The organism is Aeromonas sp. 601027 (assembly GCF_049174455.1).
Taxonomy (GTDB): domain Bacteria; phylum Pseudomonadota; class Gammaproteobacteria; order Enterobacterales; family Aeromonadaceae; genus Aeromonas; species Aeromonas veronii_A.
Genome location: NZ_JAAKTN010000009.1, coordinates 157,611 through 183,893, shown reverse-complemented (window position 1 = coordinate 183,893; position 26,283 = coordinate 157,611). Strand labels below are relative to the sequence as shown.

Here is a 26,283-nt window from a genome sequence, read left to right as displayed (position 1 = left end):
TTTCTGACATATTAATCAAAGAGAAATATGTTTATACTCGCTTGGGTACAATCCAAGGGATGCTGGTATGCAGGAATGGGACCCGGAACACTTCACCAACTTCGCTCAGTTATGCGAAGTGAGCCTCGCCACCATCCGTGAAAAAACCGATGCCGAACGCCTCTACCTCTGGCTAAAAGCCCCCGAACCGCAGCTCTACAGCTTTCAGCTCGATAAGGGGCTGACTACGCTTGATCTCGCCCATCTCGGTCAACTGACCCTGCCCCACCATCTGCTCGACAAGGCGATGGACAAGGGGCAACTGGTGATCGAGCAGATCTACCAGCCGCCGGACTCTGGTGAGAATGTCGAACCAGCCCAGCAACGACTACGCGCCTGCTTCCCCCTCAAACGCCATATGAATCTGGAAGGGGTCATCTATCTGGAGACCCACCGCCGTATCGACCGCCTCTCTGCACGCCAGCGTCAGGGGATCCAGCTGCAGATCCACTATCTGACCGCCGAATTGAGCAACCACCTGCTATCCAGCCAGGTCAATCAGGAGCGGGATCAGCGGCTCCATACCCAGACCGATCTGGTGCAGAGTCAGGCGCTGCAGGGCTCTTTTCTCACCATGTTGCAGGCGCTGCACATGGTCAGCGTCACCCTCTCCCGCAGCCGCAGCGAGAACGATCTGCTGCGGGACGCCGTGCTTCTGGCCCGCAAGGAGCTGCAGTTCGATCGGGTCGCCATCTTCCTGATCGAACCCGATGGCAAGACCATGCGCGGCACCTGGGGCACCAGCGAAGAGGGAGAGCTGGTAGACGAACATGACTTTGTCAGTCCCATTCCGGAGCACCCCACGGTGCAAGAGGCGCTCAGGCGCAAGGACTACGTGCTGGTGCTGGAAGATACCCCCCTCTACTACGAGAAACAGCAGGTAGGTCGTGGCTGGAACGCCATGGTCTCGCTGTGGGATGGCACCACTCCCATCGGCTGGATCGCCGCCGACAACCTGCTCTGTCACCGACCACTCAAGGCTTATCAGAGCGAGATTTTCAAACAGTACGCCGCCATCCTGTCACAGTTACTGATCCGCCAGCGCACCCAGGAGCAGCTGGAGCGGCTCAATCGCGAGCTGGAGGAGCGGGTTGCCGAACGCACCATGCAACTGGCCGAAACCAATCGGGCGCTGGAGGAGGCCAATCACCGCCTCTCCCTGCTCTCGCTGGAAGATCCTCTGACTGGTATCGCCAATCGGCGCCAGTGGGACATCACCATGCAACGGGAATGGGAGTGGGCACGGCGCACCCAAAATCCGCTGGCGGTATTGATGATCGATGTCGACGACTTCAAGGCCTATAACGATCACTTCGGTCATACCAAGGGGGATGAGTGCCTGCAGCAGGTAGCCCGAGTACTGCGGGAGGCCGAGCGACGCTCTACCAATCTGGTGGCTCGTTATGGCGGAGAAGAGTTCGTCATCCTGCTCTGCGCCCCCCAACCCGGTGAGGCCGAACAACTGGCCGAGAGGATCCATGATGGCCTAACCCGATTAAAACTGCCCCATCCCGCCTCGCGGGTTGCTGATTTCATTACGGTTAGCATAGGCTTTAGCTATCTGGTTCCCTCCCTGAACGAGGCATGGCAGAGTCTGACCGAACAGGCCGATCAGGCGCTCTACCACGCCAAGTCTCAAGGACGGGCGCGCACTCTGGCCTATCGGTGATCCCATGCTGTTGCGTCGTTATCCCATCTTCAATCGCCGCCTGGCCCTGGTGGCCTACGGCATCGATTATCTGCTCGGCTCACCGGACGAGTGGCCCTCGCTGGCACAACATTGCCGCCTGCTGGCACAAGGGCGCCAATATCTGGTGCCCTTCACCCACGAACAGCTCGATGAACAGCGCCCCCTGCTGTTTGATCAGGATGCGATCCCGCTGGTCGAAGCCTCCAGCGAACGGCTACCAGCTTCCTTTCCGGTGCTGGAACAGTGGCGAGACAGTCGACGCCGGCTTGCCGTACACGGGGTCAGCCGTGAGCCACGCTGGCTCGGTGCCAGCCGTCTGCTGGTATTCTGGATGGGCGAAGAGGGGATCTGCCAGCCCACCGAACACAAGCGGATGGCCCTCGATATCGAAACCTGGGAAGACTTTCTCCCGCTGCGAGAGGCCGGAGTCGACTTCTTTGCCGGTGGTTTTCTCGCCCGCCCCGAGCTGGTCAATCAGCGTGCCACCCAGCCCGACATGGCGCTGGTACAGCAGATCCTCCAGCTCATCTGCCACGAGGAGTTCTCCTTTGCCCAGGTGGCCCGCCTGCTGGAGCAGGATGCCTTGCTCCCGGGCCAGCTACTCACCTATGTCAACGCCCCCGGCTTCGATCATGCCGCCCCCATCACCTCGGTTTCCCGCGCCCTCTCCTATCTGGGAGAGCAGGAGATCCGCAAGTTTGTGCTGATCAACGGCCTAGCCAGGGTAAGCCAGCATATGCCGGAGGCCTCTACCCGGATGGCCATCGCTCGCGGTCGCTTCTGTGAACTTATCGCCCTCACCGCCCTAGACAAACGCGAAGCAAGCTGGGCTTTTCTGGTAGGGCTGGTACTCGATGGTTCCCTGCTATCGGAGTCGCTGAAGGCCCACCTGCCCAACAACGTAAAACGAGCCATCGAGCGGCACGAAGGGCCGTTGTTCCACCTGTTCCAGCTGGTCAGGACCTACGAACAGGGCAACTGGGCCCTGCTGGAGCAGCTGGCACCGAAATACCAGCTCGACCCGACCAGACTCACCCCCGTCTATTTTCAGGCGCAAATGTGGGGGCAAGCGTTTCTCACCTGCTAGGTGATGGCGAGGCGGGGAGCCACTGGCTAGAATGGGCTCCCTTTTTTCAGAGACAGACCCCGCACCATGACTCTTTCCGGATTCCAAGGCCTGGTCTTTGACCTTGATGGCACCCTGGTCGACTCCATGCCGCTGCACCTCGCCGCCTGGGAGCACACCGCCCGCGAGTTTGGCTTTCACTTCGATGCCGACTGGTTCTATGAGCTGGGTGGCATGCCGAGCCGCAAGATCGCCCTGCTGGTCGCACAGGAGCAGCAGATCCCCCTCGATCCGCTCGAAGTCACCCGCTGCAAGACCGCCCACTATGTGGCCAACCTGCACAAGGCGACCGTGTTTCCGGCCATGCAGGCGCTGGTCGAGCGCTATCATGGCGTCATCCCGATGGGGATCGGCACCGGCTCGCCTCGTGTCAACGCCGAAGCGGTGCTGCGCAACACCGGGCTGGATCGCTACTTCTCAGTGGTAGTCACCGCAGACGATGTGGAGCTGCACAAGCCCAATCCGGACACCTTCCTGCTGGTCGCCAGCAAGTTGGGGGTCGCGCCATCAGGCTGTCTGGTGTTTGAAGATACCGGTATCGGGGTACAGGCCGGAGAGGCGGCGGGTATGCAGACCTGCATGGTCAAAGAGGGTCAACCGGTCGGCATAACCGCGTAGTGCGGAAAAAAATATCGCCCTGCAAGGGGCGATAACCGGAACCGGCTCTCATACGGGACATGAATGAAAATGAGAGCAGGTTCCGTCAGCCGCTGACGCAGGGCGCGTCAACGGGGAGTGCGGGGCAGACGATTACTCGTTGTTGCCGCCGCCCTGATTGTCGTCATAACGACCCGGCGCACCATGGGGGCGCGGCGCCATGGAGACACGCGGCTTGCGAGCACGCTGGATGTTCACCTGCGGACGGCCGGTGTGCATGGCGATGGTGGAGATCTTGGCCTTGTAGACCAGCTGCTGGTTGCCGTGTGCATCGGTCAGCAGCACGCTGTACTGGTCAAACCCGCTGATGGTGCCTTCGAGCTTGATGCCGCTCACCAGAAAGATAGCGACCTGACTGCGGTTCTTGCGCAACCAGTTGAGGGCAGAATCTTGCCCGTTCCCGAGGGAGAAGGCTTGCTCAATCGTGGAGTAGCTTGGGGATTCAGTTGTCATAAATTATTGTCCCGCGGAAAAAAAGTGGCGTTTGATTGTGCTAAATGGGCACTGGCTTGTCAAAGTCATTCTCACTCCCGCCAGCAATAGCGGCCTCCGGGGGCTGGTCGCTGACCAGCACAACTGCGATAATCGCCAGCTCTGGCTCCACCATGGGCCTTATCTGGGGTTTTATCTTGCATCCGGTTTCACACCAACACCACACCACCTATGTCCATGATGCCACTGCCTGCGAAGAGTGTGACCTGCTGATACCGGCCACACCGCTCGAGGTGGGACAGGCCAGCTGCTGCCCCCGTTGCGGACACACCCTGAGTCGCCACCTGCCACAGCAGGAGTTGCGGCCGATCTCCTACGGGTTCGCGGCACTCATCATGTTCGTGCTCGCCAATGCCTTTACCTTTATGTCCTTCTCGGCCAAAGGGGTGGGCCAGGAGATGACCTTTTTGCAGAGCATCACCACCCTGGTGGATGAGGGCTATCTGTTTCTCGGCGCGGTACTGAGCCTGACCCTGATCGGCCTGCCGCTGGTTTATATGGGGTCCATCATGCTGGTGCTGTGGCGGGTCGATAAAGATCTGCACAGCAATGCCCTGCGCTCCCTCGGCCGTCTGCTCTGCCGGATCAAACCCTGGCTGATGGTGGATGTCTTTCTGGTGGGGGTGCTCATCTCGCTGGTCAAGCTGATGGGAATGGCCGACATCAAGATGGGGCTGTCATTCTGGGCTTTCGTCGGCTACACAGTGCTGCTCATCAAGATGATCTCCTCACTGGATCAGATGTGGCTGTGGCAGCGGCTGTTCGGCCCTACCGAGTCGCGGGAGATCGACCCGGAAGCGGGGGCGCTGGAATCAGGTCTGGTGGGCTGCCATATCTGTGGCGCTCTGAGCGAGGTGGGTAGCCACAGCTGCTCCCGCTGCGGGGGCAAGCTGCATGCGCGCAAGCCGGGCGGCCTGAACCGCACCTGGGCGCTGCTGTTTACCTCCGCCATTCTCTACATTCCGGCCAACGTCTATCCCATCATGGATACAGTGTTTCTCGGTGATGACAGCCCCTCCACCATCCTCGGCGGTGTGGTGCTGCTCTGGGCCATGGGCTCCTACCCCATAGCTGCGGTGATCTTTTTCGCCAGCGTGGTGGTGCCGCTGGTGAAAATACTGGCGCTATTCTGGCTTTGCTATATGGTGCAGCGCGGCAATGTCACCTCCCCCCTCGGCAAGCTCAAACTCTATCGCATGACCGAATTTGTCGGACGCTGGTCGATGATCGACGTCTTCGTGGTGGCCATTCTGGCGGGCCTGATCCGGCTCGACAATCTGATGACTATCTACCCCGGCCCTGCGGCCGTCGCATTTGCTGGTGTGGTGCTGATCACCATGGTCGCCGCCATGAGTTTCGACTCCCGCCTGATCTGGGATTTACAACAAGGAGAACGCGAACGTGAGTGAGCGTAAAAAAAGGTGGAAACCGGGCTCTGACTTTCTGAGCTCTGCCGCCGCAATCTGGATGGTGCCCCTGCTGGCGCTGTTCATCGGTCTCTGGATGCTGTTCCAGCACTGGTACTCCCAGGGCCCCAGTTTCACCCTGACAGTCGCCACTGCCGAGGGCATAGTCGCCGGCAAGACGGTGATCCGCTCCCGCGAAGTGGATGTCGGCCGCATCGAGGCCGTCGAGCTGAGCGATGACTACAGCCATGCGGTGCTGAAAGGACGGCTGACCAATGCCGCCTCCGGCATGCTGCGCGGTGACAGCCAGTTCTGGGTGGTCAAGCCCAGAGTGGGCCGTGAAGGGGTATCGGGTCTAAGCACCCTGCTCTCCGGCGCCTATATCGAGCTCGCCCCCGGCAAGAAAGGTCGGGCGCGGGACGAATACGCCATGCTCGACAAACCGCCGCTCGCCTCCCTCGATGCCAAGGGGCTGCGCCTCACCCTCAGCAGTCGCGACACCCGCGCGCTGGGGGAAGGCTCACCCATCAACTATCAGGGCTTCACCATAGGTCAGGTGGAAGAGGCGAAGTTCCTGCCGGAAAAGAGCGAGATGCAGTATCAAATCTTCATCCACGCTCCTTATGACATTCTGGTGAGCAGCAACTCCCGCTTCTGGATGACCCCGGGCTTCGAGGTCTCCATGAGCAGCGAGGGGATGAAGGTGAAGATGGATTCGCTGGAGAGCCTGATCGATGGCGGCATCACCATGGGTCTGCCACCCGGCTGGGCGCCTGGCGAACCGGTCAAACAGATGGAAGGGTTCACCCTGTTCCAGGATGAGGCGAGCGTGCTGGCCGGTAGTCTGGATCAGTTCATCGACTACGTCTTCCTGTTCGATGACAACGTGGGTGGCCTGCACCCGGGCGCGGCAGTGCAGTATCGCGGCATTCGGGTCGGTACCGTCATCTCCGCCCCCTACCTCATCGAGGACAAGGGCGTGCAGATCTTCAAGAGCCGCCAGATCCCGGTGCTGGCCCGCATCGAGGTGCAGCGCCTCTCCCACCGCTATGCCAAGGCGGAGAAGGATCAGTGGCGTGCCCTGTTCGGCAAACAGTTCAAGGAGGGGTTGCGTGCCAGCCTCAAGACCTCGAGCCTGCTGACCGGCGGCAAGATCATCGACCTCAACTTCTATCCGGACGCGCCACGTTTCGAACAGGCCAAGCTGGCCGGTTATCAGGTCTTCCCCACCGTGCAGGGCGGGCTGGATCAGATCGAGCGCAAGGTGAACCTCATCCTCGACAAGTTTGTCGACATGGACATGGCGACCACCCTGACCAAGGTCAACGGGTCACTCACCACCCTGGATGGCACCCTGAAGAACATCAGTGCAGTCAGCGCCAACCTGAACAAGCTCACTGCCAAGGATTCCACCCAGCAGCTGCCGGCCTCGCTCAACGAGAGCCTCAAGCAGTTGCAGGAGACCTTGCAGGCCTATGATGCCCAGTCGCAGACCAATCAGGACCTGCGCCAGTCGGTGCAGACCCTCAATCAGTTGATGCGCGAACTGCAGCCGCTGGTGCACTCCCTCAACGAGCAGCCCAGCTCGCTGATCTTCGATCGCGCGCATCCATCGGACCCTGAGCCCAAGCGAGGCAAACAATGAAAAAAGAGATCCTGACGCTGGCCCTGCTGGGCCTGCTGGCGGGTTGCAGCAGCCAGCCAAGCCTGCACTACTACTCGCTCGATGCCGACAACCAGCAACCCGTAACGGCCCCGGCCCAACCGCAGCACCAACTGGTGCTGCGCCCGGTGGCGCTGGCCAGCCAGCTCGACCGGATCAGTCTGGTCTATCAGCTGGAAGGGCAAGAGCTCCACTTCACCGAGTACCATCGCTGGGCCGGTGCGCTGGACGATCAGCTCAACCAGCTCACCCTCAATGGCCTCTCCACCCGCCTGCCGGGCTGGGTGGTACGGCAGGATGGCGCCCGCAAGGGGCCTGTGCTGACCATTCTGGTGGAGCGCTTTCAGGGCCGTCATGACGGCAGCGCCGTGCTGAGCGGCCGCTGGCGCCTGCTGGCGGAAGATGGCACCGTGCTGCGCGATGCCCCCTTCCGTCAGGAGCGGGTACTGCCAGCCGATGGCTACAACGCACTGGTGAACGAACTGGGTCAGGGCTGGCAACTGCTGCTCGACCAGATCGCCGCCGAGGTGCGCCAGAGCGCCAGCTAATCGCCCATCCGCCGATTGCAGAGATAAAAAAACGACGCCAGCTGGCGTCGTTTTTTTATGGGCAAGAGTCGGGGGCGACTTATGCCTTGGCAGGCAGGCTCAGGCGGGCAACCGCTTCCACATGCATGGAGTGCGGGAACATATCGACCGGTTGCACTTCGTCCAGCACGAAGCCCTGCTTGACCAGCCAGGCAAGGTCGCGGGCCAGGGTCTGCGGGTTGCAGGAGACATAGACCAGACGACGGGGCGCCATGGCGACCAGGGTCTGCAGCACCGCTTTGTCACAGCCTTTGCGGGGCGGATCCATCACCACCACATCAGCGGTCACGCCCTGGGCGTGCAGCTCGGGCATCAGCTGCTCCGCCTTGCCAACGTGGAATTCGGTGTGCTCGATGCCGTTGAGGGCAGCGTTGCGGCGGGCATCGCTGATGGCGCTCTCCACCGACTCGATCCCGACGACCTTGGCGGCCTTGCCAGCCAGGAACAGGGAGATGGTACCGATACCGCAATAGATGTCGAACACCGTCTCGTTGCCGGTCAGCTCGGCATACTCGAGGGCGCTGGAGTAGAGCACATCGGTCTGGGTCGGGTTGTTCTGGAAGAAGGAGAGCGGCGAGATCTCGAACTCGAGCTCATGGATCTTGTCGCGGATCACCCCTTCGCCGAGCAGCACCCGGTTGGTGGCGCCCAGAATGCGGTTGGTGCGCTCATCGTTGATGTTCTGCACCAAGGTTGTGACCGGCAGATCGCTCAGGGCTGCCAACAGTTCGGCTTCGAACGGTAGCTCCTCACCCAAAGTGACCAGCACCACCATCAGCTCGCCGCTCTTGAAGCCCTTGCGGGTCATCAGGTTGCGCACGCAGCCGCTGTGGTTCACTTCGTCATAGGCAGCGATGTCATGCGCGCGCATCCAGTTGCGTACCCGGACGTTCAGCTCCACGTGCAGCGGATCCTGCACCGCACAGTCATCGGCGGTGATGAGATCGTGGGAGTGCTTGCGATAAAAACCGATCTCGGCACCGGCGTCACAGCCACGCACCGCATATTGCGCCTTGTTGCGATAGGCGAACGGGCTCTCCATGCCAAGGATATCCTTGACCGGCGTGTCACCCAGCCCGACCTGCTCCAGTGCGCTTTGCACCAGTGCCTGCTTGAGCTTGAGCTGGGCCGGATAGGCCAGCGGACGTACCTGACAGCCACCACACTCGGTGTTGGGGCAGAAATCGGCAACCCGATCTGCAGAGGGCTGGAGCAGCTCGGCAACCTTGCCGTGCAGATAGTTCGGCTTGACCTCGGTCAGCTCCACCAGCGCCTGCTCACCGGGCAGCAGACCTTCGACAAACAGGGGGCGATCGAACAGGCGTCCTTTGCCATCTCCTTTGTCGGTCAGTTCCAGGATCTCGATCTGGTGTTGATGTCCCACTAACGGCATGAGCGGCTCCAAAAGTACTAAAAATGGGGGGGGGATGAACGCGGCAGAGCCATGCCCATCGAGAAAAGGTGGCAGAGTTTAGCGGAGATCCGGCCAAATTGCAGGCATAAAAAGCCTGCTTGTTGCAATGGTCATTGCCCCTGGTCATCTGCCGGGCGTGGCCACCTTTCGGGTTGCGGCAAATTTAGCCCTTGGGCCATAACGCCCAGCCTGTTAAAATTCCGCCCTTGAAATTATCCTGGGCCCCGCGCCCGTTCTAGCTAAGGTCTACCGCGATGCGTACCAGCCAATATCTGCTTTCCACTCTCAAGGAAACCCCCTCCGACGCTGAAGTTGTCAGCCACCAGCTGATGCTGCGCGCCGGGATGATCCGTAAACTGGCCTCCGGCATGTATGCCTGGTTGCCAACCGGTCTGCGGGTACTGAAGAAAATCGAGAACATTGTTCGCGAAGAGATGAACAATGCTGGTGCCGTCGAAGTCTCCATGCCGGTGGTACAACCCGCCGAGCTGTGGCAGGAGTCAGGCCGCTGGGATGACTACGGTCCCGAGCTGTGCCGTCTGACCGACCGTCACAACCGTCCCTTCGTGCTGGGCCCGACCCACGAAGAGGTGATCACTGCGCTGGTACGTTACGAAGTGAACAGCTACAAGCAGCTACCACTCAACCTCTACCAGATCCAGACCAAGTTCCGCGACGAAGTGCGCCCCCGTTTCGGCGTGATGCGTGGCCGCGAATTCCTGATGAAGGATGCCTACTCCTTCCACATCGACAAAGAGTCTCTGGTCGATACCTACGAGAAGATGCACGCCGCCTACTGCAAGGCGTTCACCCGCATGGGTCTGAACTTCCGTCCGGTGCAGGCCGATACCGGCTCCATCGGTGGTACCGGTTCCCACGAATTCCAGGTGCTGGCCGAGAGCGGTGAAGACTTGATCGCCTTCTCCGACAGCTCCGATTACGCCGCCAACATCGAGATGGCCGAAGCACTGGCACCGGCTGGTGAGCGCCCTGCCGCCACCGCAGCCCTGACCAAGGTTGCCACCCCGAATGTTCACACCATCGACGAAGTGGCTGCCTTCCTGAACGTGGCACCGACCGCCATCGCCAAAACCCTGCTGGTACTGGCAGAGGAAGATGAGCACGGCAAGCAGGCCGTTATTGCGCTGGTACTGCGTGGCGACCACGAGCTGAACGAAATCAAGGCAGAGAAACTGGCTGGCGTGGCTAACCCGCTGACCTTCGCCAACGACGAGCAGATCAAAGCTGCCGCCGGTTGCGACGCAGGCTCCATCGGCCCGGTCGGCTTTGCCGGTCGCATCATCGTCGATCGCAGCGCTGCCCATCTGGCGGACTTCGTCTGCGGCGCCAACGAAACCGGCTTCCACCTGACCGGTGCCAACTGGGATCGCGACATCACCGCTTACGAAGTTGCCGACCTGCGCAACGTGGTGGAAGGCGACCCGAGCCCGTGCGGCCAGGGCAAGCTGCTGCTCAAGCGCGGTATCGAAGTGGGCCACATCTTCCAGCTGGGTACCAAGTACTCCGAAGCAATGAAGGCAAGCGTGCTGAACGAAGCTGGCAAGTCCGTCACCATGGAGATGGGTTGCTACGGTATCGGGGTTTCCCGTCTGGTGGCCGCCGCCATCGAGCAGAACAACGACCAGTACGGCATCATCTGGCCGGACGCCATCGCTCCGTTCGAAGTGGCCATCGTGCCGATGAACATGCACAAATCCGAGCGCGTAGCCGAGCAGGCACAGCAGTTCTACGCCGAGCTGAAAGCGGCCGGTGTGGACGTGCTGTTCGACGACCGTAAAGAGCGCCCGGGCGTGATGTTCGCCGACATGGAGCTGCTGGGCATCCCGCACGCCATCGTCATCGGCGATCGCGGCATGGATAACGGCGTGGTCGAGTACAAGTGCCGCCGCACCGGCGAGAAGCAGGAAGTGGCCATCAGCGATATCGTCGCCATGATCAAGGCCAAGCTGGGCCGCTAAGCCCACCCTCTTCCCGATATAAAAAAGCGCGCCCAATGGCGCGCTTTTTGTTTGTCTTCTCTTCTAAAGCAAAGAGGATTGCCGCAAGGAGCCTACTCGTTGCGACCGATAAAGAGATCGGTCACGTGGCAGCTGCTTCTGGCTTCCAGTGCGTCGAGCATATAGGCCGCCGCATCTTCCGGAGTCATGAAGCCACTCGGGTCCACGTGATCCGAGTTGTCCCAGAATTCGCTGCGGATCCCGCTCGGGTAGAGGTTGACCAGCCGCAGTGGCGAGCCTTTCAGCTCGGCGCGCAAGGATTCGAGAAAGCCGCGCATCCCCCATTTGGAGGCGCAGTAGAGGCTCTCGTTGGCCTTGCCCACCTGCGCGGCGGAGGAGAGCACATTGGCCAGCACTCCGCCCTTGTCGCCGATAAGCCGCACCGTCTGCTGGGCCACCAGAATGGTGGAGATAAGGTTGCTCTCCACCACCCGGCGGATCTGCTCGGCAGTATAGACACCGACCGGGCCAAACTCTCCCACCCCGGCGCAGTGGATCACCATGTCGGGCAGCCCGCCCCACTCCACCGCAGCGGCGAAGGCGACATCGACCTCTTCATGGTGCGCCAGATCGGCGGCGATGCCGATCACCGCGCTGCCGAGCAGTTGCTCCTGCTCCTGCAGTCGCTGATAACGGCGCCCCATCATGGAGACCTGGTGGCCCCGCTCAACCAGACCTATGGTCAGCGCCCGACCCAGACCAGAACCGGCACCTGTCACTATGATGTGGCCCATTATCGCTCCTCTTCGTCAGTTGACGGTCAGATTAGAAAGTGAATTCGCCGCCCATGAACCAGCCATCGATACGCTGGTCAACGTTGTCGAAGTCGACCTTGGCTTCACGCCAGCCGGCACGCAGCTTGATCGGCATGGAGGAGAACTTGTAGGAACCGCCCAGACGGTAGTCATAGTTGTCCGCATCGTGAGTGCGCAGATCACCGAAGAAGGCGATGCCGGTGCCCGGGATCTTCACTTCGCTGCCGGCATAAGCCATCAGGGTATCTTCGTTATAGCCCTTGCGACCGACATAGACCTGCTCGCCATCGTAGTGACGACCGGTCATACCCAGATCGATCTTGAACAGATCGTTGTTGAACAGACGGTAGTAGAGGCTCAGATCGTAGGCGGTCAGGTCGTTCTTGAAGTTGCCGCCGGAGGTGCTGAAATCGGAGACTTCAAACTTGGCGTTCGGCAGGAGGATGATGCCGTGCTCCAGTTGCAGATAGCCGTTCCAGTTGTAGCTGTCGTCATAGCTGCCATCGGCACTGGTGCCATAAGCCTGACCACTGCCCTTGGCTGCCCATACGTCGGCACCGGCGGCAAAACGCCAGTCGTCAGCGGCCATGGCACTCTGGCTGCACAGAGCCAGCACAAAACCGGCAATCAGCGTATTTTTCATTACGTCACTTCCTCTTGCATACATGGAAAAGAGCACTATTTTACTCGGTGCAGCCAAAATACCCAGCGTCAATCCTGAACAAACGACGACAAATGTCAGTGCTTCATATGCTTCATCTCTGCCATCGGCTCAATCGGCTTCACCGGCAGTGACAGCTCCAGCTTCTGACCATCGTCCATGGTGAGGGTGAGCGGGAAAGGAGTCTGCTCGGAGAGCGTACCCACCTCGAACAGCATGATGTGCAGGCTGCCCGGTTTCAGCACCGCCTCGCCCTTGGCCGGGATCTCGATATTCTCGACCTGACGCATCTTCATCACACCATTTTCGTGCAGATGAGTGTGCAGCTCGGCACGCCCGGCCGCAGCAGAAGCCGCTGCCACCAGCTTGACCGGCTGGTCGGCGTCATTCTTGAGCACCATAAAGGCGGCAGTGTTGGGGGTGCCCGGCGGCAGCAGGCGCACATAGCCGTCGACGGCCTCGACCTTGGCCAGCGCGGGAGCCGTCATACCGAGCACCAGCAGAGAATAAAACGCACGTTTAAACATGGTTGAAATCCTTTTATGATGTTGTTAAACGGCAGCAAGGTTACCCCAGCAGAAACCTTTTGTGCACCTTTCAATAACAAGGATTTAGACATGGCCCCCATTCTCATTGCCGAGCGGCAGGATGGCTTGCTCACCCTGACCCTCCATCGCCCCGACAAGCGCAACGCCCTCAATACCGAACTGTACCGGCAACTGGTGGCAGCGCTGCGAGAGGCGGCGGTCGATGAGGAGGTGCATGTCCTGCTGTTGCAGGGGCAGCACGACTGCTTTACCGCGGGCAATGATCTGGCCGACTTTATGGGCAAGAGCTCGCTGGAGCCCGATGACCCCATCTTGCAGTTCCTCCACACCCTGGCCGATTTCCCCAAACCTGTGATCGCCGCTGTTGCGGGCCCGGCAGTGGGGATTGGCACCACCATCCTGCTGCACTGCGATCTGGTCTATCTGGGGGATAACGCCCGCTTGCAGCTTCCTTTCGTCGAGCTGGGGCTGGTGCCGGAGTTTGCCTCCAGCCTGCTGCTGCCACGTCTGGTGGGGCATCTCAAGGCAGCCGAGCTGTTGTTGCTGGCCGAGGCAATCGATGCCGAGGAGTCGCTGCGGCTCGGGCTTGCCAACAAGGTGGTGGCGGCCGATGGATTGCTTTCCTTTGCCCGCGAGCAGGGGCTGAAGCTGGCGGCCAAACCGCCCAGGGCGCTGCAAAAGAGCAAGGCGCTGCTCAAGCAGGAGCTTAAACAGGCGGTGCACTTTGTCATCGATCTGGAGGCGCGCGCCTTCGCGCAGGCACTGCAAGGGGAAGAGGCACAGCAACGCATTGCCCAGAAGCTCAAGCGACGGAGTTAAGTTATCGCTCAACCCCGGTCAGTTGAGGCGAAAGCGGCCGATCAGCTCGCAGCCCTGTACCTTGTCCTGTAGCTGGATCAGCCGGGCAATCTCGGGATTGGGGTGACGCTTGAGAAAGGCGAGCAGGGCGCCGCGACAGCAACCCAGTTCGCTGATCAGCGCTTCGCACTCCCGGTTGGGGCACTGTGGTACCAGTGCAGTCACCAGCTCGGAGGCGAGCTTCAGGTAGCGCAGCTCGTAAGTCGGCTCATCCATCGCCCGCCAGAAATCGGCCAGCCGGTGACAGGTGGCGACCCGCATGGTGGCCAACTCCGTCAACTCGACCTGGGTCATCTCGTAAACATCCCCCAGCGCCTGCTGATAAAAGCAGATAGCCGCCCCCAGCGAACCGGCCTGCCAGGCACGCTCCGCCTCCAGCATGTATCGTTGCCAACTTTGCGGTGTCATCTCGCTCTCCCGAGTCCGTCATGGTGGGAGTGTTATCATGGCTAATTGAGAATAAATATCAACCAGAGGGTTAGTGCAGGATCTCTCCCGCCCTTGGCAACCTTGCCATGACCGCCATGAGTGACGCTCGATCACCACCAGACAGCAGAAGGGCGACCCCGGGGTCGCCCTTCTGCTGCATTCCTTATTATGCCGCCATCACTTATCCGCTCACTGTGCGGTTTTGGACTGATTGAGACTGCACTGCTTGCCGGGATAACCGGGCAAGTCACTGGCATCGCTGCCGCAGGCGAGCCGTTTGGCCTGTTGCAGCCGGGCCGCCAGATTGGTGCTGTCTACCGGCATCCACTGCATCTGCTTGCCGAGCCAGCTGGCCCAGGCAAACTCGACGAAATAGACCCGTTTGTCCTTGCGAAAGTAGCCCGCATTCTGCAGCAGTCCGGCGAGGGTGCGATAGGGGTAATCAGGCAGCTTGTCGATGCTGGTCGGCAACTGCTCCGGGGTCAGCGGCTGTCCCTTCTCATCCTTGAGCCAGGCCCAATGATTGTTCTGCATCTGGCTCCAGAAGTTGGCTTTGTCCTGCAGACGGCCAATCACCTTGACCCGGGCATCCTTGACGCCCTGCTGCCACAACGCCTTGGTGAGATGGTGCCTGTCCACCAGCCAGTAGCTGCCATCCGGCGCAATCACCACGGGGATCTCTTTCTTTTTCATCAACTTGTCGAGCTGCTTTGCGCTCATGTCCGCCAATGTGGCCTGGGTCTCATCGACCTGGATCTGGCCGACGCCCCCCTGAGTCGGGTGCAAGGCATCGATGCCGATCTCGCACCAGTTGCCCACCGCCGTGTCGCTCTGGCACGGGGCCAACGCCCAGGCACCCTGGCTCAACACACAGGCCAGCACTAACCATGCTTTCATCGTTTGACACTCCTCACCACATTGAACTGCACAGACGCCGGGAACGCTCTTCTACCCCGATTGGGAGTGAGAGTCGAATGCTGGCGGTCAGACCAGCAAACGGGATATCATGATTTCCCATCTGTCGGCGATATTTTCTCGCCGAGTTTTCTCCCCGCTTCACACTATTTGAAGGATCCGACCCATGAAAGGATGGAGCCCCTTGCTGGCCCTGCTGGGCTGTGCTGCTGTCCAGGCTGCCGATATTCCCGCCGGAACACAACTCGCCGCCGAGCAGATTGTCGTTCGCCACCTCAAGGATGAACCTGCGAGCCTGAGCCCGCTCAAGCTGGTCGGCCTGCCGGAGTTGCAGGTACTACGGGATCTGTTCGAGGGGCTGCTGACCCAGGGGCCGGATGGCAAACCGGTTGCCGGAGTGGCGGCCAGCTGGGAGAACAAGGGCAACCAGTTCTTTACCTTCCATCTGCGCCCGGATGCGCGCTGGTCCAACGGCGATCCGGTCAAGGCCGGCGACTTCGTCTACGGCTGGCGCAAACTGGTCGATCCGAAAGAGGCGGCCACCTTCGCCTGGTTTGCCCAACTGGCCCGTTTCGACAAGGTGGACGAGATAGTAGCTAGCAAATTGCCTGCCAGCGAGCTGGGGGTCAAGGCCCTCGATGATCACACCCTGCAGGTGACCCTCTCCCAGCCGGTGCCCTACTTCCTGAACCTGCTGAGCCACCCCAGCCTGTCGCCGCTCCATCAGGCCAGCATCGAGCAGTACGGCAACCAGTGGACTCAGCCCGGTAAACTGGTGGGCAACGGTGCCTTTGCGCTGAACCATCGGGTGGTCAACGAGAAGCTGGAGCTGACCCCCAACCCTTATTACTGGGATCGGGCACATACCGTATTGACCAAGGTGATCTTCATGCCGATCAATCAGGAGAGCGCGGCCACCAACCGCTACCTGGCTGGCGATCTGCATATCACCGAATCCTTCCCCAAGGAGCAGTACGACAAGCTGAAGCAGCAGATCCCGAATGAGGTCTATACCCCGGATCAGCTCGGCACCTACTACTACGCCTTCAATACCAAACAGGCGCCACTGAACGATGTGCGGGTGCGCAAAGCGCTCTCCTACACCATCGACCGCGCCCTGATCGCAGACAAGGTGCTCGGCACTGGCGAGAAACCGGCTTATCACTTCACTCCGGATGTAACCGCCAGCTTCACCCCAGCCGCCAACCTGCTCTCCACCAGCAGCCAGCCGGAGCTGGACAGCAAGGCCAAGGCCCTGCTCAAGGAGGCCGGTTACGGCCCGGGCAAGCCACTCAAGCTGACCCTGCTCTACAACACCGCGGAAATTCACAAGAAGATGGCGCTGGCCATCGCCAGCATGTGGAAACAGAAGCTGGGCGCCGAGGTCGAGCTGACCAATCAGGAGTGGAAAACCTATCTCGACAGCCGCCAGAGCGGTCAGTTCGAGGTGATCCGCTCCTCCTGGGTCGCTGACTACAACGACCCGTCAGCGTTCCTCGGCCTGTGGGGCTCCCGTCACAGCGGCAATATGGCAGGCTTTGCCAATGCCCGTTATGACCAGCTGCTGGCAGAGGCGGCCAGCACTCAGGATGCCGCCAGCCGCAGCAAGCTGTTTGGCGAGGCGGAAGCGATCCTGCTGGATCAGGCCCCTATAGCCCCCATCTACCAGTACACCAATGCCCGCCTCATCAAGCCATGGCTCAAGGGCTACCCCATCAACAACCCGGAGGATGTGGCCTACAGCCGCCAGCTGTACCTGATCAAACACTGACACCGGCCACAACGATGCGAGGCCCTGCGGGGCCTCGCTATTGATACTGTTCACATCCCGATTTCCAGCCTAAAATGCCGCCCCTTCTGTTCAATTAATCTTCAATACCCAGTCAGACATGCGTTATTTGATACTGCTCTCGTTGTTGTGGACCCTGCCTGCGCAGGCCAGTAGCGAATCCCAATGCCAGCAAGAGTTTGTCGGCTGGATGCTGCATCAGCAGCAACAGTTCAGCGATCGCAAGTCTGACAAGATGGAGCGGCGCCGGGCCGAACGGGCCATCGATCTTGCCCGGCAGGAGTACGACAAGCAGGCCAGCTTCTGCAAGACCATGCAGCTTGTTCGTGAATACAAAGATGGCGATCCACGTTTTACTCCGCGCCCCGGAGAGATACACGACTACAGTACGGCTTCTGACAACACATCAGGGTGACCCTGACCAGAAAAACCAAAAGCGCGTCGATTGACGCGCTTTTTGTGGTTCTTGCCCTGACAAAGCGGCTTATTCGGCCGTCTCGCTGCTGGCAAACTCCGGCACCTTGGCCATGGCATCCAGCACCACCTGAATACCGGCGCCCGGTTTGCAGGCGTTCTCGCTCAGGTGACGGCGCCAGGCGCGAGCCCCCTGCATGTTCTGGAACAGCCCCAGCATGTGGCGGGTCATATGGGAGAGGTAGTTGCCCTTGGCCAGCTCCTGCTCGATATAGGGCAGCATCATCCGCACCACCTCGTGGCGGCTCGGCACGGCGTTGTTCTGGCCGAACACCAGATTGTCCACCTGCGCCAGAATGTAGGGGTTCTGATATGCTTCACGCCCCATCATGACGCCATCGACGTGTTGCAGGTGCTCGAGAGCCTGCTCCATGGAGGTGACGCCGCCGTTGAGGGCAATGGTCAGCTCCGGGTAATCCTGCTTGACCCGATAGACGCGGGGATAATCGAGGGGCGGGATCTCGCGGTTCTCCTTGGGGCTCAGGCCGCTCAGCCACGCCTTGCGGGCATGGACGATAAAGGTATCGCAACCGGCATCGCGCACCTGTTCGATAAAGGTCTGCAGAAATTCGTAGGAGTCCTGATCGTCGATGCCGATACGGGTCTTCACCGTCACCGGAATATCGACCACATCGCGCATTGCCTTGACGCAGTCCGCCACCAGCGCTGGTTCGCCCATCAGGCAGGCGCCAAAGCGACCGTTTTGCACCCGATCGGAGGGGCAGCCGACGTTGATGTTCACCTCGTCATAGCCGCGCTCCTCGGCCAGCTTGGCACAGCGCGCCAGATCGGCCGGATTGCTGCCCCCCAGCTGCAGGGAGATGGGATGCTCCTGCTCGCTGTAACCCAGATAATCCCCCTTGCCGTGGATGATGGCACCGGTGGTCACCATTTCGGTATAGAGCAAGGTCTGGCGACTCATCAGTCGATGAAAGTAACGGCAATGCCGATCAGTCCAGTCCAGCATGGGGGCGATGGAAAAACGCTGCGCCTGCATAAAAATCATCCGGGTTGGCTAAAGAAAGGGGCGGATTTTATCACAACGTGAAGCAGCCCCAGAAAATGAATTTTGTCGCCGCGCCATGCGAGGCCCTGTGATAGTATCCGGCTAATAGAAAGGGTATCTGCGCGATCATGAATCAAGACCAACTTTTACAACGAGCCGAGCGACTCTGTATACAGCGAGGGATCCGCTTCACCCCGACCCGACGTCAGGTATTTCGCCTGCTGGCGGCACACGGCAACGCCATCAGCGCCTATGATTTGTTGGCCCAGCTGCAACAAACCGAAGCCAATGCCAAGCCGCCAACCGTCTATCGGGCACTCGATTTTTTGCTCGAACAGGGCTTTGCTCACAAAGTGGAATCGCTCAACGCGTTTATCTTCTGCTGCCACTTCGATCACGCTCACCCGATGCAGCTGCTGATCTGCGACGAGTGCGGGGATGTGGTCGAACTTCACGATAGTGCAATAGATAGCGCGTTTTCCGAGCAGGCCCACTTGCATGGCTTTACGATTACCAATAAGACAATAGAGGCACATGGCCAATGTGCTCGCTGTACGCCCACTGTAGGAAGTCATCATGAAGGCTGATTTTGTAAATCCGTTCCTGCTATCTCTGCTCAATGTGCTCTCGACCATGGCACAGCTGGAACTAAAACCGGGCAAACCGAAACGCAAGATGGATGAGCTGGCACGCGGCGACGTCTCCGGTCTGATCGGCATGGTCGGCCCGCAGACCCGCGGCTCCCTCTCCATCAGCTTCGAGAAGGGGCTGGCGCTGGAGATCATGCGTCGCATGCTGGGGGAAGCTCCCGCCTCCATCAATGAAGAGGTGACCGACATGGTCGGTGAAATCACCAACATGGTGACCGGCGGTGCCAAGCGGATGCTGGGCGAGAAGGGCTACGAGTTTGACATGGCGACCCCCATCATCGTCTCCGGCCCCAACCACACCATCACCCACAGGGCCGATGGCACCAAGATAATGATGCCGTTCGAATCCGATTTCGGTCGCGCCACTATCGAAATTTGCTTCGAGTAATCCTATGTGGAAAGCATTGAAATGGATTTTCATCTGCTGGGCACTACTGTTGATCCTGTCGGACATTCAGATCAGCACCTCCCTCTACAAGTACGAAGATAACCGGGTTCTCATCAACTTCCCGCGCTGGGAAACCAAACAGCCCTGGGGCACCTTCGAGTGGCATGCCGGACGGGTAGAAACCCACTGGTATGGTCTGGATGGCAAACCCAAGCCAGCAGGCCCGCAAATCTGATCCGGTAACGGATCCGGCAGAAACAGAAGAGGCCAGCAGATGCTGGCCTCTTTGCTATCTCGTTGATCCTGAATCAAGCCGCTTCGGCAGCCAGCTTTCCGTTTGGTCGCATCAAGATGCCAACGATGCAGACCAGCAGAGTTGGCAGCAGCCAGGCAAGTCCCTTGTCGAACAGCGGCAGGAAGGCAAAGCCGTCCATAGCCATACCAGCAGCGCCCAGTCCGTCCAGACAGCCAAACAGGAAGGCGACCAGCAGCACGCCACGAAACGCCAGCCGTGGCTGGGCAAACCACCCTTTGAGGAAGGTCACCAGCACCAGTGCAATGGCAACCGGGTAGATGGCTACCAGCACCGGGATGGAGAGACTGATAAGCTCACTCAGCCCCACATTGGCCACCAGCGCGCAGAGTGCCCCCAGCAGCATCACCCACTTGTGGTAAGCCCAGCCAGTCAAACCTTGGAAATAATCGGCTCCGGCACAGAGTAGGCCTACTGCACTGGTAAAACAGGCCAGAGTGATGATGGCCGCCAAAATAAGCTGCCCAGGCTGACCAAACATGCTCAGGACGTAGGCATTGACGATGGCACCGCCGTTGCTGATGTCGCTCGCTACTCCGCCGGCACTGTTGCCAAGCTGGAAAAGAGAGAGATAGACCGCCGACAACCCGACCGCCGAGATCAGGCCCGCAATGGTGAGGTATTTGAACTGGCTGCGATAGTCCTCGATCCCCTTCTGGCGCAGCAACCCGATGATCAGTGCGCCAAACATCAGGGATGCCAGGGTATCCATGGTGTTATACCCCTCCAGCATCCCCTTGGTGAGCGGAGCGCTGATGTAGTCACCGCTGGCATCGGGCATGGTACCCTGTGGCGCGATAAAGACCCCGACCGCCAGAATGAGCAGCATCGCCATCAGGGCGGGAGTCAGGTACTTGCCAACCGCATCGAGCAGTTTGCCCCGATCGAGCGCCACCATGATCACCAGCGCAAAGAAACTCAGGGTGTAGATCAGCAGCCCCTCATGACCGGCATCGCCGAGCCAGGGCTTGAGCCCCATCTCGTACGCGACCAGACCGGTGCGGGGAATGGCAAAGGCGGGCCCCATGATGATATAGATGGCGATGGCCAGCGCCGTCGCCGCCCCGGCGGGCAGATAGCGGGTCATTCCGGTCCAGCCACTCGCGCGGCCCCCCGAACTCCCCTTGGCAACCGCAATCAGGGTGATTAACGGCAGCCCCACCGCCGTCAGTAGAAAACCGCACATGGCGGCCAGCAGATGCTCACCAGCCATAAAACCCGCAAGCGGCGGAAAAATGATATTGCCAGCCCCCAGATAGAAGGCAAACGTCATAAACCCCAGTCCGAATACGTCGGACAACTTCAATGATTTCGTCAAACCCAACCTCATCTGCCTTATCAGCTTGTTATTGATTGCACCCACTGCCTGGCAGATAACCGGATAACAATACTGCTCGCTCCCCTGCGGTCAGCAGACCGGATGAGAAGCACCACCTTTAGCATAAAGAAGAGATGCGGGATCTCAATCACACATTAATATCTTGAAACAATTTATCCGCTCAAAATTAATCACCGAATGACCGAATTACCCAGACTGGGTGTAAACGCGCAGATAAACAGGGGATAGGGCCGCAAGGGAGCTGAAATTAGCCTGTGAGGATGGCCGGATACCATCCACCGGGCAAACCGCCAGCAGAACAGAAAAACAAAAGAGCCTGCACGGGGCAGGCTCTTGGCAATATCACATCGGGCGTGATCAGGCAGCTTCGGCAGCCATCTGTGTCGGACGCACCATCACGCCAACTACGCAGGCCAGCAGGGTCGGCATCAGCCAGGCGAGGCCCTTGTCGAACAGCGGCAGGAAGGCAAACGCATCCATCTTCATGCCGGCAGCACCCAGACCATCCAGGCACCCGAACAGGAAGGCAACCATCAACACGCCACGGAACACCAGACGGGGACGGCCGAAGTAACCCTTCAGGAAGGTGACCAGCACCAGCGCCACGGCAACCGGATAGATGGCAACCAGCACCGGAATGGAGAGGCTGATCAGCTGGCTCAGGCCCACGTTGGCCACCACGGCACAGATAACGCCCAGCAACACCACCAGCTTCTTGTAAGCCATGCCGGTCAGATTGTGGAAGAAATCGGAACAGGCGGAGATCAGACCGACTGCAGTGGTAAAACACGCCAGAGTGATGATGGCCGCCAGAATGAACTGACCCGGCTGACCAAACAGGCTCAGTACGTAGGCGTTGACGATGGCGCCACCATTGCTGACATCCGTCGCCACACCGGCTGCCGTGTTACCCAGCTGGAACAGGGAGACGTACACCACGCTCAGCCCAACGGCAGAGATGAGGCCGGCAATGGCCAGATACTTGAACTGGCTCTTGTAATCGTTGATGCCTTTCTGGCGCAGCAGATCGACGATCAGGGCGCCAAACATCAGGGACGCCAGGGTGTCCATGGTGTTGTAACCTTCCAGGATCCCTTTCACGAAGGGGCTGTTCTGATAGTCACCGGACGCGTCAGGCATGGCGCCTTGCGGCGCTACGAATACCCCGACCGCCAGAGTCAGCAGCAGCAGCATCAGTACCGGAGTCAGGTATTTGCCGATGGCGTCCATCAGCTTGCCCTGGTTCATGGAGACCAGAATGGCCACACCAAAGAAGATCACGGTATAGGCCGCCAGACCCGCTTGCCCCATATCACCGATGAACGGCTTGAGGCCCATTTCGTAGGCAACCAGACCGGTACGGGGCGCGGCAAAGGCCGGGCCTATGATGATATAGATGGCAACGGCCAGCGCAGTCGCAACACCGGCAGGCAGCAGTTTGGTCATGCCAGCCCAACCGTTACCGGCTTTCGCCACGGCCAGAATGGTTACCAGAGGCAGGCCCACGGCAGTGACCAGGAAGCCAAACATCGCCAGGGAGAGGTGCTCACCAGCCATGTAACCGGCCAACGGCGGGAAAATGATGTTACCGGCGCCCAAGTAGAAGGCGAAGGTCATAAACCCTAATCCGAGTACATCGGACAATGTGAGTGATTTCGTCAAGTTCAACCTCGTCTGTCTTGTAAATTATTGCTTGTTATAGTTTTTATCGGTCGCTGACCGGGTGTGTTCAGGGGGTATAAAAAAAGAGCCCCGCATGTTTTTTCATCGCAACCAGTGGTTTTAGCTGGTCTGGAGCGGGCGCTCGATCTGGAACCAGCATAATGGCGTGAAAAAATAGTTCAAGACGAAATTTACATCTTCAAATAGAAGGGGTTGGTCAGTTGGATATATCTGTCGGAATAGGCCCCATCAGCAGAATGGATCACAATTTCACCCCTCTCACACCTGTTTAATCCTCTGCCAAGTAGCAATAAAACACGATTTGCCTCTTTACCCTCTCTGGTGATAACAGCTGTATAACAAATGCCATGCAGATCATAATTCGCCGAAATGCATAAAATTTCATCGGCCATCGCCGTCGGCAGCACCAGCGCTACCTGCCCGTTCGGGCTCAGCAAACGATTGCAGGCTGCCAGCAATGCGTGGCTGTCGAGGGCGCCGGTATGGCGGGCCAACGCCCGCGCCGGATCGCTAAATGACTGGCCTGCCACGAAATAGGGAGGATTGGAGACGACAAGATCGTAAGGGTCGGCCTGATAATCCTGAATGGCACTCTCTATGACGGTCACCCGATCGGCCCAGGGAGAAGCAGCCGCATTCTCCCGCGCCTGACTGGCCGCATTAATATCCAGCTCGACCGCATCAAGACGGCTGTCAGATCTGCTGCGCTGGGCCAGCATCAGAGCGATCAGGCCGCTGCCGGTGCCGATATCGAGCACTCGACGCGCCTGTTCGACCGGCGCCCAGGCACCGAGCAAAATGCCATCGGTGCCCACCTTCATGGCGCAGCGATCGTGATTGATATGGAACTGTTTGAAGGTAAATCCGCGACTACGTCCCATCTGGCCCCCGTCATCTGCAAAAATGGTGGGCGATTATAGCGGCTAAGACACACTCACCAATAGGAGCCGACGAGATAATCGCCTATAATCTGCCGTTTCCTTAATGACCGAGTATTGCCATGAGCCAGTCCTTTGATGATTTCGACCTGCACCCAGCCCTCAACCGGGCCTTGGCCGAGATGGGATTCACCCGCCCCACCACCATCCAGCAGATGGTGCTGGAGCCAGCCCTGGACGGCCGCGATATTCTGGCATCCGCTCCGACCGGTACCGGCAAGACTGCCTCCTTCCTGCTGCCGGCACTCCAGCACCTGCTGGACTTCCCGCGCCGCAAGCCGGGCCCCTGCCGCATGCTGATCCTGACCCCGACCCGCGAGCTGGCGCTGCAGGTGACCGCCCACGCCAAGGCGCTGGCGGCTCACACCAACCTCAGCATCGAGACCATCATCGGCGGCGTCAGCCATGAAGAGCAGCTGCCTGCCCTGACCAAAACCACCGACATCGTGGTCGCCACCCCGGGCCGTCTGCTCGAATACATCGAGAAAGAGGAGTTCGAGAGCCACGACATCGAAGTGCTGGTGCTGGATGAAGCGGACCGCATGCTGGACATGGGCTTTATCAAGGATGTGAACCGCATCGTGGAAGAGGCGCGCTACCGCAAGCACACCATGCTCTTCTCCGCCACCCTGGAAGGGGCCGGCCTTGAGAAGTTCGCCAACGAGATCCTCAAGGATCCGGTGGAGCTGCACGCCGAGCCGCCGCGCAGCGAACGTCGCCCCATTACCCAGTGGATCCATCTGGCCGATGACGCCACCCACAAGCTGGCGCTGCTGACCCATATCCTGAAAGATCCGGAAACCCAGAAAGCCATTATCTTCGTCAAGACTCGCGAGCGTCTGGCGGAGCTCTCCGGCCAGCTGCAGGCTGCAGGTATCTCCTGCGCCTGGATCCGTGGCGAGATGGAGCAGAGCAAGCGTATCGAATCGATCCGCAAGTTCCACGAAGGGGAAGTACCCTTCCTGATCGCCACCGACGTCGCCGCCCGCGGCATCGACCTGCCGAACGTCAGCCATGTCATCAACTACGACATGCCCTACGGCGCCGATGTCTACGTCCACCGGATCGGTCGTACCGGCCGCGCTGGCAACCGTGGCTGTGCCATCAGCCTGGTGGAGGCCCACGACATGGCGATGGTCGCCAAGATCGAGCGCTACACCGAAGAGCGCCTCAAGCGCCGGGTGATCGACGAGCTGCGCCCGAAACACAAGGAAGCGCGGGTACCGGTGAAGAAGAAAAAGCCGGTCGACAAGAAGAAGTCCGCCAAGAAGAAAAAGAAGAAGTGATCGCCTGGCGATAAAGAGAAGGGCCATCCCACTGGATGGCCCTTCTGCATTCTGAATCACTCTGACGAGTGGTTATGCCACCACTCTGCGCATCCCCATATGGGGGATATCGTCTTCGAGATAGCCTTCCCCTTCCGCCACAAAACCGTGCTGGCCATAGAAGCCCTGCAGATGGGCCTGCGCCCCCAGCCAGATGCTGTGAGTCGGCCAGCGCGCCTCACACGCCTTGACCGCCTCGCTGATCAGCTTATGACCAAGACCACCGCCGCGCGCCTTGGGTGAGGTCACCACCCGACCGATGGCGGCACCGCTCTCATCGCCGATGCCGGGCGCCATGATCCGCGCATAGGCGGCCAGCAGCTCGCCCTGATAGCCGAGCAGGTGCCAGACCCCATCGCGGCGATCAAGCCCGTCCAGATCCTGAAAGGGGCAGGTCTGCTCCACCACGAACACCTCGGCCCGCAGCGCCAGCAACTCATACAACTCGTCAGTGGTCAGTTCAGACCAGGGTTTCAGGATCCAGTTCATCGGCAACTCCTTATCAGTTCGGCCTGCCAGCATAATCGTGGCGCCAGCGCCCTGCATTAACCTTTGTTAAGTTCTTTCAGCCGTTTGCGAATGCGACTAAGACTGATGGGAGTGATACCGAGATAGGCGGCGATCTGGTGGTCGGGCACTCTGGCATCGAGTGCAGGAAAGCTGTCGAGAAAGTGCTGATAGCGCGCCTGCGGGCTACCGGTCAGCAGCAACAGCTCCTTCTCCTCCTTGATGCGCAGCTGCACCTCCAACAGGTGCTGATACCAGCGCGGCCAGCCGGGCAGCTGGCGCAAGTCGACCAGACTGAACAGCTGCAGATGGCATGGCTCCAGCGCCTCCACACTGTAGCGGGCCGGCTCGCCACTGAGCAGGTGGTGAAAGTCGAGAAACTCGTCCCCCTCCCAATAGAACTCCTTGATGTACTCGCGGCCATCCTCCAGCACCAGCTTGGCCCGCAGCAGCCCCTGCTCCACCCTGACCAGCAGATCAGGGCTGTCGCCGGCGTGCCAGAGGCAGCTTTTCGGGCTTAGGGTCAGCGGGCGGGCAAAATAGAGGAGGCGCGCGGCCTCCTCTCTATCTGCGACCTGCGCCCAATCGAAGGGGGGTCTGTCAGTCAGCATGA

General features: G+C 59.8%; 27 protein-coding genes. 14 read left to right on the top strand and 13 right to left on the bottom strand.

Annotation, left to right across the window (positions count from 1 at the left end; all coding sequences use genetic code 11):
* Positions 1–67: 67 nt before the first annotated feature.
* From G5193_RS13450 to G5193_RS13440, 3 genes are all read left to right on the top strand, one after another.
* Positions 68–1,708, top strand: a complete 1,641-nt coding sequence (locus tag G5193_RS13450) for a diguanylate cyclase domain-containing protein (protein ID WP_421206186.1) — start codon at positions 68–70, stop codon at positions 1,706–1,708.
* Positions 1,709–1,712: 4 nt separating this feature from the next.
* Positions 1,713–2,816: an EAL and HDOD domain-containing protein gene (locus G5193_RS13445; RefSeq protein WP_216952069.1), complete on the top strand. Its 1,104-nt coding sequence runs from the start codon at positions 1,713–1,715 to the stop codon at positions 2,814–2,816.
* 66 nt (positions 2,817–2,882) lie between these two features.
* The gene (locus G5193_RS13440) at positions 2,883–3,473 is read left to right on the top strand and encodes an HAD family hydrolase (protein ID WP_201998107.1); all 591 of its coding nucleotides are present in this window, start codon (positions 2,883–2,885) and stop codon (positions 3,471–3,473) included.
* 132 nt (positions 3,474–3,605) lie between these two features.
* On the opposite strand, the gene hfq is transcribed toward G5193_RS13440, so the two are convergent.
* Positions 3,606–3,965 carry an RNA chaperone Hfq gene (gene hfq / locus G5193_RS13435; RefSeq protein WP_005335772.1) on the bottom strand — a complete coding sequence of 120 codons (360 nt, stop codon included), beginning with the start codon at positions 3,963–3,965 and terminating at the stop codon, positions 3,606–3,608.
* Between the two features lie 176 nt (positions 3,966–4,141).
* Here hfq and G5193_RS13430 point away from each other — a divergent pair, with 176 nt between their 5' ends.
* Genes G5193_RS13430 through G5193_RS13420 form a run of 3 tightly spaced genes read left to right on the top strand, consistent with a single transcriptional unit; the run spans position 4,142 to position 7,621 of the window.
* The gene (locus G5193_RS13430; RefSeq protein WP_042081548.1) at positions 4,142–5,413 is read left to right on the top strand and encodes a paraquat-inducible protein A; all 1,272 of its coding nucleotides are present in this window, start codon (positions 4,142–4,144) and stop codon (positions 5,411–5,413) included.
* Positions 5,406–7,055: an intermembrane transport protein PqiB gene (gene pqiB / locus G5193_RS13425; RefSeq protein WP_005335774.1), complete on the top strand. Its 1,650-nt coding sequence runs from the start codon at positions 5,406–5,408 to the stop codon at positions 7,053–7,055. The genes G5193_RS13430 and pqiB overlap by 8 nt, the downstream gene beginning before the upstream one ends.
* Positions 7,052–7,621: a PqiC family protein gene (locus tag G5193_RS13420; RefSeq protein WP_213389298.1), complete on the top strand. Its 570-nt coding sequence runs from the start codon at positions 7,052–7,054 to the stop codon at positions 7,619–7,621. Before pqiB ends, G5193_RS13420 begins: the two co-directional genes overlap by 4 nt.
* 79 nt (positions 7,622–7,700) lie before the next feature.
* Here the strand turns inward: G5193_RS13420 and rlmD are convergent, their stop codons facing one another.
* The gene (rlmD, locus tag G5193_RS13415; RefSeq protein WP_421206185.1) at positions 7,701–9,053 is read right to left on the bottom strand and encodes a 23S rRNA (uracil(1939)-C(5))-methyltransferase RlmD; all 1,353 of its coding nucleotides are present in this window, start codon (positions 9,051–9,053) and stop codon (positions 7,701–7,703) included.
* 275 nt (positions 9,054–9,328) lie between these two features.
* On the opposite strand from rlmD, the gene G5193_RS13410 reads away from it, so the two are divergent.
* Positions 9,329–11,053 (top strand): proline--tRNA ligase, encoded by a 1,725-nt coding sequence (locus G5193_RS13410; RefSeq protein WP_216960816.1) that lies wholly within the window; start codon positions 9,329–9,331, stop codon positions 11,051–11,053.
* Positions 11,054–11,145: 92 nt separating this feature from the next.
* Here G5193_RS13410 and G5193_RS13405 read toward each other — a convergent pair whose 3' ends face one another.
* The 3 genes from G5193_RS13405 to G5193_RS13395 all read right to left on the bottom strand — a co-directional run bounded on the left by G5193_RS13405 (position 11,146) and on the right by G5193_RS13395 (position 13,035).
* A complete protein-coding gene (locus tag G5193_RS13405) occupies positions 11,146–11,826 on the bottom strand; it encodes an SDR family oxidoreductase (protein ID WP_216960813.1) in 681 nt (226 codons plus the stop codon).
* Between the two features lie 31 nt (positions 11,827–11,857).
* Positions 11,858–12,490, bottom strand: coding sequence for a TIGR04219 family outer membrane beta-barrel protein (locus G5193_RS13400; protein ID WP_421206184.1), 633 nt, complete (start codon positions 12,488–12,490; stop codon positions 11,858–11,860).
* A 95-nt stretch (positions 12,491–12,585) separates the two neighbouring features.
* The gene (locus tag G5193_RS13395) at positions 12,586–13,035 is read right to left on the bottom strand and encodes a copper chaperone PCu(A)C (protein WP_216960811.1); all 450 of its coding nucleotides are present in this window, start codon (positions 13,033–13,035) and stop codon (positions 12,586–12,588) included.
* 90 nt (positions 13,036–13,125) lie between these two features.
* On the opposite strand from G5193_RS13395, the gene G5193_RS13390 reads away from it, so the two are divergent.
* A complete protein-coding gene (locus tag G5193_RS13390) occupies positions 13,126–13,875 on the top strand; it encodes an enoyl-CoA hydratase-related protein (RefSeq protein ID WP_216960808.1) in 750 nt (249 codons plus the stop codon).
* Between the two features lie 18 nt (positions 13,876–13,893).
* On the opposite strand, the gene G5193_RS13385 is transcribed toward G5193_RS13390, so the two are convergent.
* The gene (locus tag G5193_RS13385; RefSeq protein ID WP_005335785.1) at positions 13,894–14,322 is read right to left on the bottom strand and encodes a DUF2753 family protein; all 429 of its coding nucleotides are present in this window, start codon (positions 14,320–14,322) and stop codon (positions 13,894–13,896) included.
* A 210-nt stretch (positions 14,323–14,532) separates the two neighbouring features.
* Positions 14,533–15,240, bottom strand: coding sequence for a ParB-like protein (locus G5193_RS13380; RefSeq protein WP_421172380.1), 708 nt, complete (start codon positions 15,238–15,240; stop codon positions 14,533–14,535).
* Positions 15,241–15,424: 184 nt separating this feature from the next.
* Here G5193_RS13380 and G5193_RS13375 point away from each other — a divergent pair, with 184 nt between their 5' ends.
* On the top strand, positions 15,425–17,029 hold the full coding sequence (locus tag G5193_RS13375; protein WP_266135401.1) for a peptide ABC transporter substrate-binding protein: 1,605 nt from the start codon (positions 15,425–15,427) through the stop codon (positions 17,027–17,029).
* Between the two features lie 118 nt (positions 17,030–17,147).
* On the top strand, positions 17,148–17,462 hold the full coding sequence (locus G5193_RS13370) for a hypothetical protein (protein ID WP_421206183.1): 315 nt from the start codon (positions 17,148–17,150) through the stop codon (positions 17,460–17,462).
* Positions 17,463–17,531: 69 nt separating this feature from the next.
* On the opposite strand, the gene dusA is transcribed toward G5193_RS13370, so the two are convergent.
* Entirely contained in the window at positions 17,532–18,518 is a 987-nt protein-coding gene (dusA, locus tag G5193_RS13365; RefSeq protein ID WP_088868451.1) for a tRNA dihydrouridine(20/20a) synthase DusA, read from the bottom strand.
* Between the two features lie 137 nt (positions 18,519–18,655).
* Between dusA and zur the strand changes: the two genes are divergently transcribed.
* From zur to G5193_RS13350, 3 genes are read left to right on the top strand one after another with little or no spacing between them, the layout of a single operon-like run.
* Positions 18,656–19,114 (top strand): zinc uptake transcriptional repressor Zur, encoded by a 459-nt coding sequence (gene zur, locus G5193_RS13360; RefSeq protein ID WP_160882369.1) that lies wholly within the window; start codon positions 18,656–18,658, stop codon positions 19,112–19,114.
* Entirely contained in the window at positions 19,104–19,565 is a 462-nt protein-coding gene (locus G5193_RS13355; protein WP_005343179.1) for a chemotaxis protein CheX, read from the top strand. The genes zur and G5193_RS13355 overlap by 11 nt, the downstream gene beginning before the upstream one ends.
* 4 nt (positions 19,566–19,569) lie before the next feature.
* The gene (locus G5193_RS13350) at positions 19,570–19,800 is read left to right on the top strand and encodes a hypothetical protein (RefSeq protein WP_160882368.1); all 231 of its coding nucleotides are present in this window, start codon (positions 19,570–19,572) and stop codon (positions 19,798–19,800) included.
* A gap of 73 nt (positions 19,801–19,873) precedes the next feature.
* Here the strand turns inward: G5193_RS13350 and brnQ (G5193_RS13345) are convergent, their stop codons facing one another.
* The 3 genes from brnQ (G5193_RS13345) to G5193_RS13335 all read right to left on the bottom strand — a co-directional run bounded on the left by brnQ (G5193_RS13345) (position 19,874) and on the right by G5193_RS13335 (position 23,781).
* Positions 19,874–21,151, bottom strand: a complete 1,278-nt coding sequence (gene brnQ, locus G5193_RS13345; protein ID WP_421206194.1) for a branched-chain amino acid transport system II carrier protein — start codon at positions 21,149–21,151, stop codon at positions 19,874–19,876.
* A gap of 423 nt (positions 21,152–21,574) precedes the next feature.
* Positions 21,575–22,879: a branched-chain amino acid transport system II carrier protein gene (gene brnQ, locus G5193_RS13340; protein ID WP_266135400.1), complete on the bottom strand. Its 1,305-nt coding sequence runs from the start codon at positions 22,877–22,879 to the stop codon at positions 21,575–21,577.
* 191 nt (positions 22,880–23,070) lie between these two features.
* Positions 23,071–23,781, bottom strand: coding sequence for a tRNA1(Val) (adenine(37)-N6)-methyltransferase (locus G5193_RS13335; protein WP_421206182.1), 711 nt, complete (start codon positions 23,779–23,781; stop codon positions 23,071–23,073).
* Between the two features lie 119 nt (positions 23,782–23,900).
* Between G5193_RS13335 and srmB the strand changes: the two genes are divergently transcribed.
* The gene (gene srmB / locus G5193_RS13330) at positions 23,901–25,124 is read left to right on the top strand and encodes an ATP-dependent RNA helicase SrmB (RefSeq protein ID WP_064339387.1); all 1,224 of its coding nucleotides are present in this window, start codon (positions 23,901–23,903) and stop codon (positions 25,122–25,124) included.
* 72 nt (positions 25,125–25,196) lie between these two features.
* On the opposite strand, the gene G5193_RS13325 is transcribed toward srmB, so the two are convergent.
* Positions 25,197–25,652, bottom strand: a complete 456-nt coding sequence (locus tag G5193_RS13325; RefSeq protein WP_421206181.1) for a GNAT family N-acetyltransferase — start codon at positions 25,650–25,652, stop codon at positions 25,197–25,199.
* 56 nt (positions 25,653–25,708) lie between these two features.
* The gene (locus tag G5193_RS13320; RefSeq protein ID WP_421206180.1) at positions 25,709–26,281 is read right to left on the bottom strand and encodes a Crp/Fnr family transcriptional regulator; all 573 of its coding nucleotides are present in this window, start codon (positions 26,279–26,281) and stop codon (positions 25,709–25,711) included.
* Positions 26,282–26,283: the final 2 nt, after the last annotated feature.

What these genes read in the sequence shown, in the direction of transcription:
- G5193_RS13450 (WP_421206186.1), top strand. Translation starts at nt 68, where the DNA reads ATGCAGGAATGGGACCCGGAACACTTCACCAACTTCGCTCAGTTATGC.
- G5193_RS13445 (WP_216952069.1), top strand. Translation starts at nt 1,713, where the DNA reads ATGCTGTTGCGTCGTTATCCCATCTTCAATCGCCGCCTGGCCCTGGTG.
- G5193_RS13440 (WP_201998107.1), top strand. Translation starts at nt 2,883, where the DNA reads ATGACTCTTTCCGGATTCCAAGGCCTGGTCTTTGACCTTGATGGCACC.
- hfq (WP_005335772.1), bottom strand. Translation starts at nt 3,965, where the DNA reads ATGACAACTGAATCCCCAAGCTACTCCACGATTGAGCAAGCCTTCTCC.
- G5193_RS13420 (WP_213389298.1), top strand. Translation starts at nt 7,052, where the DNA reads ATGAAAAAAGAGATCCTGACGCTGGCCCTGCTGGGCCTGCTGGCGGGT.
- rlmD (WP_421206185.1), bottom strand. Translation starts at nt 9,053, where the DNA reads ATGCCGTTAGTGGGACATCAACACCAGATCGAGATCCTGGAACTGACC.
- G5193_RS13410 (WP_216960816.1), top strand. Translation starts at nt 9,329, where the DNA reads ATGCGTACCAGCCAATATCTGCTTTCCACTCTCAAGGAAACCCCCTCC.
- G5193_RS13405 (WP_216960813.1), bottom strand. Translation starts at nt 11,826, where the DNA reads ATGGGCCACATCATAGTGACAGGTGCCGGTTCTGGTCTGGGTCGGGCG.
- G5193_RS13400 (WP_421206184.1), bottom strand. Translation starts at nt 12,490, where the DNA reads ATGAAAAATACGCTGATTGCCGGTTTTGTGCTGGCTCTGTGCAGCCAG.
- G5193_RS13395 (WP_216960811.1), bottom strand. Translation starts at nt 13,035, where the DNA reads ATGTTTAAACGTGCGTTTTATTCTCTGCTGGTGCTCGGTATGACGGCT.
- G5193_RS13390 (WP_216960808.1), top strand. Translation starts at nt 13,126, where the DNA reads ATGGCCCCCATTCTCATTGCCGAGCGGCAGGATGGCTTGCTCACCCTG.
- G5193_RS13385 (WP_005335785.1), bottom strand. Translation starts at nt 14,322, where the DNA reads ATGACACCGCAAAGTTGGCAACGATACATGCTGGAGGCGGAGCGTGCC.
- G5193_RS13380 (WP_421172380.1), bottom strand. Translation starts at nt 15,240, where the DNA reads ATGAAAGCATGGTTAGTGCTGGCCTGTGTGTTGAGCCAGGGTGCCTGG.
- G5193_RS13375 (WP_266135401.1), top strand. Translation starts at nt 15,425, where the DNA reads ATGAAAGGATGGAGCCCCTTGCTGGCCCTGCTGGGCTGTGCTGCTGTC.
- G5193_RS13370 (WP_421206183.1), top strand. Translation starts at nt 17,148, where the DNA reads ATGCGTTATTTGATACTGCTCTCGTTGTTGTGGACCCTGCCTGCGCAG.
- dusA (WP_088868451.1), bottom strand. Translation starts at nt 18,518, where the DNA reads ATGCAGGCGCAGCGTTTTTCCATCGCCCCCATGCTGGACTGGACTGAT.
- zur (WP_160882369.1), top strand. Translation starts at nt 18,656, where the DNA reads ATGAATCAAGACCAACTTTTACAACGAGCCGAGCGACTCTGTATACAG.
- G5193_RS13355 (WP_005343179.1), top strand. Translation starts at nt 19,104, where the DNA reads ATGAAGGCTGATTTTGTAAATCCGTTCCTGCTATCTCTGCTCAATGTG.
- G5193_RS13350 (WP_160882368.1), top strand. Translation starts at nt 19,570, where the DNA reads ATGTGGAAAGCATTGAAATGGATTTTCATCTGCTGGGCACTACTGTTG.
- brnQ (WP_421206194.1), bottom strand. Translation starts at nt 21,151, where the DNA reads ATGACGTTTGCCTTCTATCTGGGGGCTGGCAATATCATTTTTCCGCCG.
- G5193_RS13335 (WP_421206182.1), bottom strand. Translation starts at nt 23,781, where the DNA reads ATGGGACGTAGTCGCGGATTTACCTTCAAACAGTTCCATATCAATCAC.
- srmB (WP_064339387.1), top strand. Translation starts at nt 23,901, where the DNA reads ATGAGCCAGTCCTTTGATGATTTCGACCTGCACCCAGCCCTCAACCGG.
- G5193_RS13325 (WP_421206181.1), bottom strand. Translation starts at nt 25,652, where the DNA reads ATGAACTGGATCCTGAAACCCTGGTCTGAACTGACCACTGACGAGTTG.
- G5193_RS13320 (WP_421206180.1), bottom strand. Translation starts at nt 26,281, where the DNA reads ATGCTGACTGACAGACCCCCCTTCGATTGGGCGCAGGTCGCAGATAGA.